The organism is Streptomyces sp. NPDC003248, from assembly GCF_055563235.1.
Window position 1 is genome coordinate 89,983 of the sequence record NZ_JBVHDT010000013.1, and the last position, 13,080, is coordinate 103,062.

Annotated in this window: 11 protein-coding genes and 4 pseudogenes; 12 read left to right on the top strand and 3 right to left on the bottom strand. The window is 71.0% G+C overall.

What is annotated here, in order from left to right; translation table 11 throughout:
• The first annotated feature begins 141 nt into the window (after positions 1 to 141).
• The 5 genes and pseudogenes from ACZ3KJ_RS26795 (at position 142) to ACZ3KJ_RS26815 (ending at position 5,344) form a co-directional block, all read left to right on the top strand.
• Positions 142 to 429 carry a DUF1876 domain-containing protein gene (locus ACZ3KJ_RS26795; protein ID WP_467530696.1) on the top strand — a complete coding sequence of 96 codons (288 nt, stop codon included), beginning with the start codon at positions 142 to 144 and terminating at the stop codon, positions 427 to 429.
• 133 nt (positions 430 to 562) lie between these two features.
• Positions 563 to 1,282, top strand: a pseudogene (locus ACZ3KJ_RS26800) (hypothetical protein).
• Between the two features lie 243 nt (positions 1,283 to 1,525).
• Positions 1,526 to 1,876 carry a universal stress protein gene (locus ACZ3KJ_RS26805; protein ID WP_467530698.1) on the top strand — a complete coding sequence of 117 codons (351 nt, stop codon included), beginning with the start codon at positions 1,526 to 1,528 and terminating at the stop codon, positions 1,874 to 1,876.
• A gap of 75 nt (positions 1,877 to 1,951) precedes the next feature.
• On the top strand, positions 1,952 to 4,354 hold the full coding sequence (locus ACZ3KJ_RS26810; protein WP_467530699.1) for a glycoside hydrolase family 65 protein: 2,403 nt from the start codon (positions 1,952 to 1,954) through the stop codon (positions 4,352 to 4,354).
• Between the two features lie 117 nt (positions 4,355 to 4,471).
• On the top strand, positions 4,472 to 5,344 hold the full coding sequence (locus ACZ3KJ_RS26815; protein WP_467530701.1) for a potassium channel family protein: 873 nt from the start codon (positions 4,472 to 4,474) through the stop codon (positions 5,342 to 5,344).
• Between the two features lie 26 nt (positions 5,345 to 5,370).
• Here ACZ3KJ_RS26815 and ACZ3KJ_RS26820 read toward each other — a convergent pair.
• Positions 5,371 to 5,925 (bottom strand): annotated as a pseudogene (locus tag ACZ3KJ_RS26820) (cytochrome P450 family protein); the annotation flags it as partial.
• Positions 5,926 to 6,085: 160 nt separating this feature from the next.
• On the opposite strand from ACZ3KJ_RS26820, the pseudogene ACZ3KJ_RS26825 reads away from it, so the two are divergent.
• Both ACZ3KJ_RS26825 and ACZ3KJ_RS26830 read left to right on the top strand, forming a co-directional pair.
• Positions 6,086 to 6,265 (top strand): annotated as a pseudogene (locus ACZ3KJ_RS26825) (IS5/IS1182 family transposase); the annotation flags it as partial.
• Positions 6,266 to 6,391: 126 nt separating this feature from the next.
• Positions 6,392 to 6,493 (top strand): annotated as a pseudogene (locus ACZ3KJ_RS26830) (DUF397 domain-containing protein); the annotation flags it as partial.
• A gap of 49 nt (positions 6,494 to 6,542) precedes the next feature.
• On the opposite strand, the gene ACZ3KJ_RS26835 reads toward ACZ3KJ_RS26830, so the two are convergent.
• The gene (locus ACZ3KJ_RS26835; RefSeq protein WP_467530702.1) at positions 6,543 to 7,427 is read right to left on the bottom strand and encodes a DUF1963 domain-containing protein; all 885 of its coding nucleotides are present in this window, start codon (positions 7,425 to 7,427) and stop codon (positions 6,543 to 6,545) included.
• Between ACZ3KJ_RS26835 and ACZ3KJ_RS26840 the strand changes: the two genes are divergently transcribed.
• On the top strand, positions 7,419 to 7,700 hold the full coding sequence (locus ACZ3KJ_RS26840; RefSeq protein WP_467530703.1) for a hypothetical protein: 282 nt from the start codon (positions 7,419 to 7,421) through the stop codon (positions 7,698 to 7,700). The genes ACZ3KJ_RS26835 and ACZ3KJ_RS26840 overlap by 9 nt on opposite strands.
• 10 nt (positions 7,701 to 7,710) lie before the next feature.
• Positions 7,711 to 8,637, top strand: a complete 927-nt coding sequence (locus ACZ3KJ_RS26845) for a LysR family transcriptional regulator (protein WP_467530704.1) — start codon at positions 7,711 to 7,713, stop codon at positions 8,635 to 8,637.
• 41 nt (positions 8,638 to 8,678) lie between these two features.
• Here ACZ3KJ_RS26845 and ACZ3KJ_RS26850 read toward each other — a convergent pair whose 3' ends face one another.
• Positions 8,679 to 9,287, bottom strand: coding sequence for a TetR/AcrR family transcriptional regulator (locus ACZ3KJ_RS26850; protein ID WP_467530706.1), 609 nt, complete (start codon positions 9,285 to 9,287; stop codon positions 8,679 to 8,681).
• 153 nt (positions 9,288 to 9,440) lie between these two features.
• Here ACZ3KJ_RS26850 and ACZ3KJ_RS26855 point away from each other — a divergent pair, with 153 nt between their 5' ends.
• The 3 genes from ACZ3KJ_RS26855 to ACZ3KJ_RS26865 are packed head-to-tail and all read left to right on the top strand — an operon-like array spanning position 9,441 to position 13,076.
• Entirely contained in the window at positions 9,441 to 11,117 is a 1,677-nt protein-coding gene (locus tag ACZ3KJ_RS26855) for an MFS transporter (RefSeq protein ID WP_467530708.1), read from the top strand.
• Positions 11,114 to 12,082 (top strand): phosphotriesterase family protein, encoded by a 969-nt coding sequence (locus ACZ3KJ_RS26860; RefSeq protein ID WP_467530709.1) that lies wholly within the window; start codon positions 11,114 to 11,116, stop codon positions 12,080 to 12,082. The genes ACZ3KJ_RS26855 and ACZ3KJ_RS26860 overlap by 4 nt, the downstream gene beginning before the upstream one ends.
• A gap of 22 nt (positions 12,083 to 12,104) precedes the next feature.
• Entirely contained in the window at positions 12,105 to 13,076 is a 972-nt protein-coding gene (locus tag ACZ3KJ_RS26865; protein ID WP_389520903.1) for a phosphotriesterase family protein, read from the top strand.
• The last annotated feature ends 4 nt before the right edge of the window (positions 13,077 to 13,080 follow it).

The window sequence follows — 13,080 nt, forward strand, 5'->3', positions numbered from 1 at the left end:
CCATGGCCATGTTTTCTCTGTGGGAGGGGGCGCCCGGCGCCATGTCGAGGAGCAGCCGGCGGCCGCCGGCGCACCGCCCCCGGTGCCCGGACGGACCGCATCCGGATCACATCGGTCCGTACCGAGGTGAGGAGGAAAGCGATGCCGCACACCGTGGAATGGAAGGTCCGTCTCCACGTCTTCGAGGACGACGAGGGGACGACGAAGGCCCGCGTGGTCCTGGACACCGGTGCCACGGCGCTCACCGGCCAGGGTGCCGCGCACTGCCATCCGGCCGACAGGAACGTGCCGGAGATCGGCGACGAACTGGCGGCGGGCCGGGCCCTGAACAACCTGGCCCAGCAACTGCTGAACGCCGCCGAGAAGGACATCGTAGGAATGGGCGCGCCCCGGCCGATCACCCGGCAGGCCGCCGGATGGCCCACGTGACCGACGGCGGCGCAGCACCCCGCCCGACACGGGCGTCCGGTTCCGGGGCTGACGTAGGCAGTCTCCGGCGGGAGCAGCCCACCGCCGAGGCGCGGCTCCGGGATCGCGCACCGCCGAGTCGAGGAGGACTCCGGTGAGCCGACGGGCACCGTCCGACGAACGCGTGACAGCCCTGGTCCGCGACGCCACGGCCGCCCGTCGATGCACAACGCCCAGCCGTGGCGCTTCCACTACGTCCGGCACAGCCGCGTGTTCGAGGCGCGCGCCGACTTCGAGCGCGCCATGCCGCACTCCGACCCCGGCACCCGCGCCCTGCACATCGGCTGTGGTGCCGCCCTGTTGAACCTGCGGGTCGCCGTGGCCCACGAGGGCCGGCGCCCGCAGACCCGGCTCCTGCCCGACCTCACCGCCCCGGCCCTGGTCGCCGACGTGCGGCAGACCGGCCCCGGCGGTGGGAGCGACCTCGGCGCGCTGCATCCGGCGATCCACCGGCGGCACAGCAGCCGCGTCCCCTTCGAGGAGCGGGAGATCCCCGCTGCCGTGCGGGAGACGCGACGCCGCCGCCTTCGAACAGGCCCCTCGGCCGGCCGTCCTCAGCACGCGGCACGACCGCCCGGACGACTGGCTCCGCGCCGGTCAGGCCATGGAACGCGTCCTGCTGCTGGCCACCCTCCAGGGCCTGTCGTGCTCCCTCGTCACCCAGCCCCTCGAATGGACCGACCTGCGCTGGCCCCTTCGTGACCCGATGACCGGGACGGGCCACCCCCGGATGGTGCTGCGCCTGGGATACGGGCCGAAAGGCCCGGGCACTCCACGCCGCCCGGTCGCGGAGGTCCTCGACATCCAGCCCTGACGCGTCCGAGGGACCGCCACCGGCACGGCGCCGGTCCACGCGTGCGGGTCAGCGCGGTCTCCGGCCGCTCCGGAGCGGCGTCCTCGCCGTCGAGCCGGGGCCCGCCGCCGCGTCCAGGAGCACCACGTGCCCCGGTTGCGCGGCGGCCCGTCCGCGGAGCGACGCTGCCGCGCCATGTCGCGGCGCGACGCGGCCGGTGCGACGGTATGTACGGGGGCGTCTCGCAACCGGACGGAGAAGGCGATGGCGGCGACGGAACTCCCGCTGGTCGTGGGCGTCGGCGGAGCGGACTCGGGTCCGCAGGCGGTCGACCCGGCGGTGGACGAGGCGGCACGCCACGGGCTGCCGCAGCGCCCGCTCCACGCATCTCCGTGGGAGCGCTACGAGGGGGCTCTGCCGTCCTTCAGCACCGAACGCCCCGCCGAGGAGGTCATGGCCCAGCACCTCATCGCCTCCTGCCGGGAACGCACCCGGCTCCGGGTGGTCGGCGCCGTGCGCCGGCGCGGTCACCCGGGTCTGCGGATCGGCAGGGTCGCCCACGCCCTGCTGCACCACGCGCGGTGCCCGGTCGCCGTCGTCCCCCAGCCGCTCTGAGGATCAGCCCCGAGCCCGAGCCCCGAGCCCGGGCCACGCGGTCCGCGGAGCAGCGGGAGAGGGAGACGGCGGCCGATGTCGGAGTGGACGTGGGAGTGGACGGGGTACGACCCCGCCGCCGAGCGGTTGCGTGAGTCGCTCTGCACGCTCGGCAACGGCTACTTCGCGACGCGGGGCGCTGTGCCCGAGTGCCGGGCGGGCCTGGTGCACTACCCGGGGACCTATGTCGCCGGCTGCTACAACCGCCTGGAGTCGACGGTGGCGGGGCGACAGGTGGTGAACGAGGACCTGGTCAACCTCCCCGACTGGCTGCTCCTGCGGTTCCGTCTGCGCCGCGCCGGGGGAGCGTGGGGCCGGTGGTTCTCCCCGGACACCCACACCCTCCTGGACCACCGCCACACCCTGGACCTCCGCCGTGCCACGCTCACCCGCGCGTTCCGCCACCGGGGCGACGAGACGGGCGTGACCGGCGTCGAGCAGGCCCGCCTGGTGCACATGGGCGATCCCCATGTGGCCGCGCTGCGGACGGTCTTCACGGCCGAGGACTGGTCGGGAGAGATCGAGGTCGAGTCCGGTCTCGACGGCGAGGTGGCCAACGGCAACGTGCACCGCTACCGGGCTCTCGCCCACCGCCATGTGGCGCGTGTGCGGACCGGCGCGCACGAGCCGGACACGGTCTGGTTGACCTGCCGGACCAGCACCTCGGACACAGGTGTGGCCACCGCCGCCCGGACGCAGGTCGTCCTGGGCGGGACGCCCGCCTCGTCGGTGCTTCATGCCGCCCACCGCCGAGCCGTCCACCGCCTGGTGGTCCCGATCGCGCCCGGTCGCCCCGTCGCCGTGGAGAAGACCGTGGCGCTGCACACCTCACGCGACACGGCGATCAGCGACCCGCTCGGCGCGGCGGTCGACCGGGTGTCCGCAGCGGCCGGCTTCCCCGCCCTGCTGGACGACCACGCCGCGGAATGGCGACGGCTGTGGCGGCGCGCCGACATCGAGGTGCCCGGCCAGGCCGGCCGCATCCTGCGCTTCCACCTCTTCCACGTTTTGCAGACCTTGTCCCCGCACACCGCGGACCTCGACGTCGGCGTGCCGGCCCGCGGGCTGCACGGCGAGGCGTACCGGGGCCACGTGTTCTGGGACGAGTTGTTCGTGCTGCCGTATCTCAACCTGCACCTCCCCGAGGTCTCCCGGGCGCTGCTGGACTACCGCCACCGGCGTCTTGCGCGGGCGTGCCGGGCCGCGGCCGACAGCGGCCGGGCCGGGGCGATGTACCCGTGGCAGAGCGGCAGCGACGGCCGCGAGGAGACCCAGCGGTGGCACCTCAACCCCCGCTCGGGACGCTGGCTGCCCGACCACTCCCGGCTCCAGCACCATGTGGGCTCGGCGGTCGCCTACAACGTGTGGCGGTACTGCGAGGCCACCGGAGACACCGAGTACCTGCACACCAAGGGAGCGGAGATGCTGCTGCAGATCGCCCGGTTCTGGGCGGACTCCGCGGCGTTCGACCCCGGCACGGGGCGCTACCGCATCCGCGGCGTCGTCGGCCCCGACGAGTACCACGACGGCTACCCGGGCGCCGCCGGGCCGGGCCTGGACGACAACGCGTACACCAATGTCACCGCCGCCTGGGTGCTCACCCGCACCCTGGAGCTCCTGCGGCACCTCCCCGCGCGACGCCGGGACGACCTGCTGGAACGCGTCCGGCTGGCCGACGACGAACCAGCGCGGTGGGACGAGGTCTCGCGGCGGCTGCTGGTGCCGTTCCACCGAGGCGTCATCAGCCAGTTCGAGGGCTACGACGACCTCGCCGAACTGGACTGGGACGCCTACCGGGCGCGCTACGACAGCATCCGGCGGCTGGACCGGATCCTCGAGGCCGAGGGCGACACCGTCAACCGCTACAAGGCGTCCAAGCAGGCCGACGTCCTCATGCTCGGATACCTCTTCTCGCCCGCCGAGCTGCGGACCGTGTTCCGGCGCCTCGGCCACGACCTGGACGACGACGTCTGGCGCCGGACCGTCGACTACTACCTGCGCCGCACGAGCCATGGCTCCACCCTCAGCGGGCTCGTCCACGGCCTCGTCCTCGCCAAGGCCAGACGAGCCGACGCCTGGCAGTACCTCCACCAGGCCCTGGAAGAGGACATCGCCGACCTCCAGGGCGGCACGACCGGCGAAGGCATCCACCTCGGGGCCATGGCAGGGACCCTCGACCTGGTCCAGCGCGGTCTGACGGGACTGGAGACGCGCGAGGACGCCCTCTGGCTGGACCCCGTACCGCTGCCGGCGCTCTCCGCATACGGATTCTCGCTGCGCTACCGGGGTCACTGGGGAGTCGGCGTGCGGCGCCGGAGCGGACAGCTGGAGATCACCGTGCCCGAGTCGGAGGAGTCACCGATCCGTGTGCTGCTGGCCGACCGGGCCGTGACCGTCGCGCCGGGGGAGACCTGTACGCTCGTGCTGCCGGCCAGTTGATCCGCGCGAACGGGCGGCCCCACCCGCGTCCGCCACGCGATGGAACAGACCGGGACCCGCGCTCCGGAACAGTGCTCCGGGTACTCCGCTCCAGGTGACAGGCGACGGGAGACGTGCATGAAGTGGCTGGTCTCGCTCGTCGGTGCCGGACTCGTGATGATCACCTTGCGGGACCTGTTCCACACCCTCTGGCACCCCACCCGGCACGGCGGGCTCAGCCGCCTCGTCATGACCGGGCTGTGGCGACTGGCCAAGCTCTTCCGCACGCGCCGGCGGGTCGTCGGGCTCGTCGGGCCGCTCGCCATGGTCACGGTCGTGGGGATGTGGGCCGTCACCGTCGTCCTCGGCTGGGCGATCATCTACCTGCCCCACATGCCCGGGGCGTTCACCTTCTCGCCCGGTTCCCAGGCGGCGCGGGAGCCGGCCGTGCTCGACTCCCTGTACTTGTCGCTGGTCACGGTGGCCACCCTCGGACTGGGGGACATCGCACCCGCCGAAGGCTGGCTCCGCCTCGTCTCACCGCTGGAAGCCCTCGTGGGCTTCGTACTTCTGACGGCCACGGTCTCCTGGGTGCTGGAGATCTACCCGGCGCTGACCCGCCGGAGGGTCCTGGCCGTGCGGCTGGCGCTGCTGCGCGACGCCGACCCGACGACGCGGCAGATCGACTGCACGGCCGGGGCGGTGCTGCTGGACAGCCTGGCCACCGACGTCGTACGCGTCCGCATCGACTTCACCCAGTACGCCGAGGCCTACTACTTCCACGACGGAGAGGACCACTCGTCGCTCGCGGCCATGGTCGGCTACGCCGACACCCTCGCCCGGCGTGGACAGGCGGCGACACGGCCGGAGGTGCGCCTGGCCGGTGGCGTGCTCGCCGGCGCTCTGGACGACCTCGCCGCCGTCCTCGACCAGCGCTTCCTCCACACGGGAGGCACGGCGACGGACGTCTTCGCCGCCTACGCCGTCGACCACGGCCGCGCGCAGCGCTGAGTCAGGGTGCACTCCGAGAAAGCGGGGTTGCCGCGGTCGGCGTCGGTGGCGTCGAAGATGCGCGCCATGCCGTCGGCGATGCGCTGTCCGATCTCGTCGGGGCAGCCCAGTGGACCGCTGAGGACCCGGAAGGCGATAGGCCAGGCGTACTGGGTGAGCAGGTCGGTGCGGCCGACGGCGAGGAAGTCTCCGATGGCGCTGGAGGCGATCTTCTCGACAAGCGCGCGCAGTTCGTGCTGGTCCACGGCGTCGATGCCGGCGGTGTTGGCGGCCCGGTAGCGGGCGTGTGCGGCGCCGCTGCTGCGCAGGGCGTTGGGCCGCCGTTCCATCATCGGCCGCACCGGGCACGAGACCGGCACCTGCTGTTGCCACGCTCGCGGGTCGGCGGGGAAGCGGTGCGGGTCGTTGAGGATCCGGCGGTCGGCGAGGTAGCCGATGACCAGTGTGGCCGGAATGCCGGGGGACAGCTCGACCGGTACCAGGGCGCCGTAGGACGCCCGCATCCGCTCGTAGGCGGCGTGCGGGTCGGCGGCGAAGCCGGGGTCGTACAGCGCGATCCTGAGCGACGGGGCCGGAGACACGGAGCCGGCGGATGTGGATGCGGCCGAAGTCCATGCCCACCGTGGTGGTGGTCTTCTCCGGCGTGCCGCGCAGGTCGTCGATGCCGACGCTGTCCTCCGTGATCGGCTCCTCCATCCGCAGCGGCCGCACTCGGAGAACCGTCTCCACCAGAGGCTTCGCATGCTTCTCCACCCGTCCGGCGTCGACGTGTCCAGCTCCGCCTTGCGCTTCCTGTCCTCCCGCCTGCGGCAGCACCGACGTGTGATCGGCTCCCGCCGGCGTCGGCTGAGCGCTGGTCGCCAGGCACTGGTGGCCCTCGCCCACCTACGCTTGGGACACACATATGTCCAGCTCGCAGCGTCCAAGCCTGGCGGCTCCTCCGTGAACTCGGTGCTCGACCACCCGCATCACCGCACTCGTCCAAGCCATCCTCGCCCTACATCTGGCCAGCTCAAAGTGAGGTTGGAAAAGGCTCAGTGTGTCGAGGTGGCCCAGAGAGACGCCTGCCCCACCGTTCCCGTCCGCGACAGCAAGAACCCCACCGACCCGGTCGTGGACATCGGTGCGGATACCTGGACAGCCTTTGTGAACAGCCTTCGCCGGCCCCCTCTCAGCGGTAGAGGTGCCTCGAACCTGGTCACGGGGCCTCGAAATGTGTCACGGCCAGCGCCTTGTCCACCCGAGCGGCGGCCAAGTCGTCGTGGCGGATCACAAAGCTCGTGTAGTACTCCTCGTAGACCCGGGATTCACTGGCGAGCGATATCCATTCGCTCGTCAGCCGGTGCTTTTCCCTCTCCAGGTGGGAGTCCCATTGGGCGATCGGGATGGCTGGGATCTTGCCTGCCTTCTCGCGTCCCGCGAGGGTCTGCTCCGCAATGCTGTTGATCACCTCGTCATCGGCATACCCGCCGATGGCAACGCCGGCGCCGGACGGCCAGAGGTCGTGGGCCAGGGCCCGAAGTTCGTCCAGGTGCGGCAGGTCACGCTCCATGTACCGGGCCAACTGCTGCTGGAAGGGCGACATGTCCTCCCCGTCGAGATCCTCCCAGAACTCGTGCCAGTCCTCGTCGCCCTCCTGGAGCCAAAGGGGCAGTTCGGCTCTGAGCTCGGCGCTGACGTCGAGCCGCTCGCGGACACACTGGGAGCCGGGGGCTTCCGCGACCGCGGTTTCGGTGCCGTCCGGTACATACACGACTCGCGCGTACCTCCCGGAACCATCCTCATGGTCCATCTCCTGGTTCACGAAGAAGAGCAGCCTCCCGTCCGCCGGCAGGTCGAAGCCGTCGACTCTCGGCAGCGCCCCACAATCGACGGAAAGAAGCAACGGCAACGGAATGTCCCCGGCGGACGGCCACTGCATGCCCACCGGCAGTCGGGGCAACCCACCCAACTGCCCGACCGGAGAACCACCGCCCACGGACAATCCGATCGACAAACGAAGGTGCTGGCTGAATCTGCTGATCTCGTCGCCGGGGATGCCCGACTCAAGCGCTGCCCGGCGAAACTCTCCCTGATGATCCATGCCCGAGAAGATAAACCGTTTCCAACCAGGCTGTCCCATCGGTGTGTTGGCGGGCATGGGCTGCCGTACTTCTGGACGGAGGCCTTCGGGCTCACGCTCAAGGCCGTCGGTGACCTGCCGGTGGCCGGTGAACCCGAGTACGTCGACGGCGGTCCCGTCGGCCCGGCCCTGATGCGCTGGGCCGGCGTGGACGGTGCGGGATCTGCTGTGGCGCTCGACTACCGCATCCCGATCCCACGACTGCGCAGGGTGTGTGCGACCGCCGGTGCGTAAGGTGGTTGGCATGGGTGCCGATGAGGAGAGCCGGGCCGGTTCAGGCCTGGACCGGCTCTCCAACGTCGACCTCAACCTGCTCGTTCCGCTGCTTGCCGTGCTCGAGGAACGGTCGGTGACCCGTGCGGCGGAGCGCGTCGGCCTGACGCAGCCGGCGATGAGCCATGCGCTGCGCCGCCTGCGCCGGCTCCTCGGTGACGACCTGGTGGTACGCCAGGGGCGCGGCGTCACTCTCACGCCGCGGGCGCTCCAGCTGATCGCCCCGGTGCGGCAGGCGCTGCAGCAGGTGGCGGACGTGGTGCGGTTCCCCGGCTTCGACCCGGCAGCGGACCGGCGCACGATCACCGTCGAGCTGACCACGAGCACGGCCTTCGCGATCGGGCCTCGGCTCGGACGCCTGGTGGCCGAGCGTGCCCCGCGCACCACCCTGCGCCTGCGTACCATCACCGTTCCGACCGAGGACACCTTCACCGAGCACGGTGTGGACGTCGTCCTGGTGTCGGAAGGCTCGGCCACGTCGTACCCCCGCGAACGCCTGTACAACGACCGGTGCGTCCTTGTCGCGTCGCCGGAGCTTCCGCGGGAACTCGGCGCCATGGACCTGCTGACCACGCAGCCGCACGTGGTCGTCGACACCGGGCGGCGTGAGCGCGTCTTCCCCTATCCGCAGCTCGACGAGATGGGGATCGAGTACCGGGTGGGGCAGCTCGTCTCCGACTACGTGTTCGTGCCCTATCTGGTCACCCGCGCGGGCGGGGTGGCGCTGATGAGAGGCAGGGTCGCGGCCGAGATGGCATCGGTGGTTGACCTGCGTGTCGAGGAGCTGCCGTTCCGTCTGGCTCCGCTCGGGATCGACATGGTCTGGAATCCGCACCTGAGCGACCAGGGGTTCATGGAGTGGCTGCGGCAGCTGCTCTTCGAAGCTGTGCACGGCTGACCGCGTCGGTCCGCAAGCGGGCGCGGTCAGGTGAGCGGCCGTCAGGTGAGCAGTGACGTCCAGCTGGTGACGAGCTCGTCCAGCATCTGCTCGCGGTCGATCTTCCAGTCCGTGTCGCCCCAGTGCTGCGCCACGAAGTCGAGCTGGGCCAGCGCGAGTACGCCGCGGAAGTGCCGCTGGTGCGGCGCGAAGCGCCCGGCCTGTGTCAGGCCGTCCTCCACGTCGCCGACCGCTTCCTCCATCCACCGCTCGACGAGGTTGGTGAGGTCGGGCTCGATCACCGCCGCTTCGCGGCCGAGGCGGACGATCGGTTTGATCTCTGGCCAGGACTTCGCCGTCCGACGTATCCAGGCGTCGATCGCCTCACGGGTGCCGGCCGCGACTGTCGCGACGAGGTCCTGCGCCGTGGACCCGTGCTTGGGGGAGCGGACGCGCTGCAGCCTCTCGTTGAGCTGCTCGTCGATGAGGGCCTGCATCAGCGCACTGCGCGAAGGAAAGTACGCGTAGAAGGTCACCCGCGTCGTCCCCGCCGCCGTCGCGATGTCATCCACGGTCGTGGCTGCGTATCCCTTCTCCTGGAACAAGTTCAGCCCTGACTCCAGCAGCAGTCGCCGGGTCATCTGTTTCTGCTGTTCACGCAGGCTCGCCATACCCACAGGGTAGGGGAGCGCGCATGGCCATCCTACGTGAAATATGTTGGACATACGTACTGAACAATCTCTTGACGTTGCGTAAAGCGAATGGCAGCGTTCCCCCGGACCGCGGTTCTCCGGTCTCACCCCCTCCCCTTCGAAGGAGCGTCCATGAGTGACGCAGCACCGGCGAGAGCCCGGGTCGCCCCCACTCTGGTGGCCGGCTGCCTGGCAGTTTTCGTCGCCCAGGTGGCCTACTCGCTGCCCGCCTCGATCCTGGGCACGATCCAGTCCTCGCTCGGGATATCGGGCGCCCAGCTGACCTGGGTCAGCGCGGTCTTCGCCACGGCGATGGTCATCTTCGAGCTGACCTTCGGCGTCGTCGGCGACATGTTCGGCCGCAAGCAGCTGCTGCTCGGTGGCCTCGCCGTGCTGGCCGTCGGCGAACTGATCACCATCGCCGGGGCCGACAACGTGCACTACCTCTGGGTCGGCCAGGCCGTCGCAGGCATCGGCGCCGGGGCGCTCTACCCGATCTCGCTCACGATGATCGCGGCAGCCGCGCCGGACACGAAGGCCCGCGCCCAGGCCATCGCACTGTGGGCGGGCTTCCTGTCCCTGGGCGCGGCCGTTTCGCCCATCGCCGCCGGCGTGCTGGCGCAGAACGGCCACTGGAGGGCAAGCTTCTGGATCCCGATCGCGCTCGCCGTGGTGGGTCTCGTCGTCGCCCTGCCCTCTCGCGACTCCTCCGCATCAGAGGGCCGCGCACTCGACATCCCGGGCCAGGTCACCTTGATCATCGGTCTGGTCTCGCTCATCTGGGCGCTCACCCAGGGCTCCGCCGTGGGCTACCGCCAGGGTTCGATCGTCCTCGGTTTCGTCGTCGGGGCGGCCTTCCTGATCGCCTTCGTGGTCGTCGAGCTGCGTACGCCGTCGCCGCTGCTCCACCTCTCGCTGTTCAGGAACCGTGCGTTCGCCGTCACCGGCATCACCGCGATCACCGGCATGTTCGGCTACCTGGCGACCTGCTTCTCGATGACGATGTTCCTCGGCTCGGTGACCCACGTCGGTGCGGTCTGGATCGGCATCCTCTTCCTGGTCGTCCAGGTCCCCGCGCTGCTGCTGGTGCCGCTCGTCGCGAAGCTCATCCACTCGGTCAGCCCGCGGTGGGTGCTCACCACCGGCTACCTGCTCATCGCCGCCGCGGCCCTCTGGTCCTCGAACCTCGACGCCCACGACTTCGTCACCGCACAGGGGGCACCCCATGACGCGGCCTGGGTGAAGTTCATCGCGCCGATGGCGCTCAACGGCGTCGGGTTCGCGCTCACCGTCGGATCGATCACGGCCGTGGCGATCAACGCCGTGCCGCTGCGCCTCGCCGGCATGGCCTCGGCCACCACGAACCTGCTCCGCGACTTCGGCTTCGCGCTCGGGCCGGTGATCGGCGGGTCCCTGTCGACGGCGCTGGCCAACAACCGCCTCGGCGACGGGCTCGGCAAGGCGCTGGGGGAGGCCCAGCTGCCGCAGCCGCTGCGGGGCGTGGCGGCGGGCATTGCCGAGCAGGGCGGTGCGGTCGCGATCAACTCGCTCCAGACCCTGCCGCCGCCCGGCACCACCATCCCGGGGGTGGAGTCGGTGCCCATGCCCGCCGCCCTCCACGAGCTCGCGTTCGACGCGCTCGGCCACGCGTTCAGCCTGACGTTCCTGACCGCGGCCGCCTGTGCCGCCGCCTCCGCTCTCCTGACCGCCGTCGGCCTGGTCGGCGCCAGGTCGGGCTCGGAGTCGCACGCCGAGGACGCCACTGACGAAACCGCCCCCGCCGTCTCCCTGACCGGAGGAACCCGATGACCACCGTCCACACAGTTCTCGGCCCGGTCCAGGCCGACGAGCTCGGCGTGGTGTCCGTCCACGAGGCACTGCTCTCGGTGCTCCCGGGGGCGCAGTACGCCCATGACATCACCATCGACCGGGCCGAGGCCTTCACCGTCCTCAAGGCCAAGCTGACCGCGTTCCGCGAGGCCGGCGGAGGCACGCTCGTCGATGCCACCGGCCAGTTCCACGGCCGTGACCTGAAGCTCCTGGAGGCGCTGTCCCGCTCGACCGGTGTGCACATCGTCGCTTCCACCGGTCAGGGGCCCGAGGAACTGCTCGGCGGCTACTTCCTCACCCCGCAGACCAACCCGCCGACGCCGTGGCCGGCCGAGAAGTGGGCCGACCTCTTCGGCAAGGAGATCACCGAGGGCATGGTCGTGCCGCGCGTCGAGCGCCGCGCACCGGCCGGCCTGATCGCCACGGCCGTCACCCGCTCGGGCGCCACCGCCACCGACACCGAGCTGCTCAGGGGTGCCGCCCGGGCGGCGCTGGCCACCGGCGTCCCGGTCTCGTTCCGTTACGGCAGCGACCCTCTCGCCGAGCTCGACGTCGTCCTGGCGGAGGGCCTCGACGCCGGCCGGGTCGTCGTCGCCGGTCTCGACCGCGTCGACGCGGCCGGCCTGGCGGGGAAGGTCGCCGAGCGCGGTGCCTACGTCGCCCTCGACCACGTCGGCACCGAGGGCCGCCACGACGGCACCGACCACCTCACCGACGCGGCGCGGGCCGCGCTGGTGGCCGAGCTCGTGGCAGCGGGTGCGGGACACCGCGTACTGCTCTCCTCCAGCGCCACCGGAGCGGCCTTCGGTCACCCGGCGACCGATGTCGCCTACTCCCACGTCCTGACGGACTTTGTCCCCGCTCTGCGAGGCCACGGCCTCGGTGACGAGGACATCCGGCGGCTCCTCGTCGAGAACCCCGCCGCCCTCCTCACGGTGAGCTGAAAGAGAGAAGGCTGAAAGGCTTATGTCGCGAGTCAACACCGTCCTCGGTCCGATCCCCGCCGAGGAGCTCGGGTTCGTCGCCGTCCACGAGCACATCGGTTACGGCATGCCCGGGTCCGAGCTCGACACGCAGTGGTGGAAGACGCCGGAGCAGCGCTACGAGGAGACCGTTCCCAAGCTGCGGACGTTCCACGAGAACACGCTTCCGTACGGCGGCGGGACCTTCGTCGACGCGACCGGCATCTGCAATGGCCGGGATGTCAACTACTACCAGTCGCTCTCCGAGAAGACCGGGGTGCACATCGTCGCCTCGACCGGGTTCGTCGGTGGCGACACGGCCCTGCCGTTCTTCGAACGTGCCGACGTCGACTACCTCTACCGCCAGTTCGTCCACGAGATCACCGTCGGCATCGGGAACACCGGTGGCCGGGCGGGAATCATCAAGGTCGGGGTCAGCCGGGGCTTCAGGATGAAGGAGCTCGATCTCCGCATCTACCGCGCCGCCGCCCGCGCCGCGCTCGAGACCGGCGTACCGATCTTCACCCACCTCGCGGTCGACGTCGAGCCCGCCATCGAGGTCTTCAAGGAGGAGGGCCTGCCGCTGGACCGCGTGCTCTTCGGGCACGCCGACGACGGCGTCAGCCAGGGCAGGGTGCGCGACCGCTGGATCGCCGAGCAGGGCGGCCGGATCGGCTTCGACACCTTCGGATACGACCTCGAGCTGCCCGACCCGCCGTTCTGGGGCCGCCCGCGGCAGGAGCGTCTCGAGCACTTCCTCGGCTACCTGCGCGACGGACTGGTCGACAGCGTCCTCGCCTCGGCCGACGCGAACTGCAGCCCGCTGGGATGGCCCGGAGTGAAGGGCCACACCATCAACTACCTCTTCGAGGTGCTGATCCCCGCCCTGCGTGAGAACGGCATCGACGACGCCACGATCACCAAGATCTTCGTCGACCTGCCCGCGGGCTTCCTCACCCTCCAGCCCACGAACTGAAAGC

Excerpts from the sequence above, each read along its gene's own strand:
- ACZ3KJ_RS26795 (WP_467530696.1), top strand. The coding sequence starts at position 142 with ATGCCGCACACCGTGGAATGGAAGGTCCGTCTCCACGTCTTCGAGGAC.
- ACZ3KJ_RS26805 (WP_467530698.1), top strand. The coding sequence starts at position 1,526 with ATGGCGGCGACGGAACTCCCGCTGGTCGTGGGCGTCGGCGGAGCGGAC.
- ACZ3KJ_RS26810 (WP_467530699.1), top strand. The coding sequence starts at position 1,952 with ATGTCGGAGTGGACGTGGGAGTGGACGGGGTACGACCCCGCCGCCGAG.
- ACZ3KJ_RS26815 (WP_467530701.1), top strand. The coding sequence starts at position 4,472 with ATGAAGTGGCTGGTCTCGCTCGTCGGTGCCGGACTCGTGATGATCACC.
- ACZ3KJ_RS26840 (WP_467530703.1), top strand. The coding sequence starts at position 7,419 with ATGATCCATGCCCGAGAAGATAAACCGTTTCCAACCAGGCTGTCCCAT.
- ACZ3KJ_RS26835 (WP_467530702.1), bottom strand. The coding sequence starts at position 7,427 with ATGGATCATCAGGGAGAGTTTCGCCGGGCAGCGCTTGAGTCGGGCATC.
- ACZ3KJ_RS26845 (WP_467530704.1), top strand. The coding sequence starts at position 7,711 with ATGGGTGCCGATGAGGAGAGCCGGGCCGGTTCAGGCCTGGACCGGCTC.
- ACZ3KJ_RS26850 (WP_467530706.1), bottom strand. The coding sequence starts at position 9,287 with ATGGCGAGCCTGCGTGAACAGCAGAAACAGATGACCCGGCGACTGCTG.
- ACZ3KJ_RS26855 (WP_467530708.1), top strand. The coding sequence starts at position 9,441 with ATGAGTGACGCAGCACCGGCGAGAGCCCGGGTCGCCCCCACTCTGGTG.
- ACZ3KJ_RS26860 (WP_467530709.1), top strand. The coding sequence starts at position 11,114 with ATGACCACCGTCCACACAGTTCTCGGCCCGGTCCAGGCCGACGAGCTC.
- ACZ3KJ_RS26865 (WP_389520903.1), top strand. The coding sequence starts at position 12,105 with ATGTCGCGAGTCAACACCGTCCTCGGTCCGATCCCCGCCGAGGAGCTC.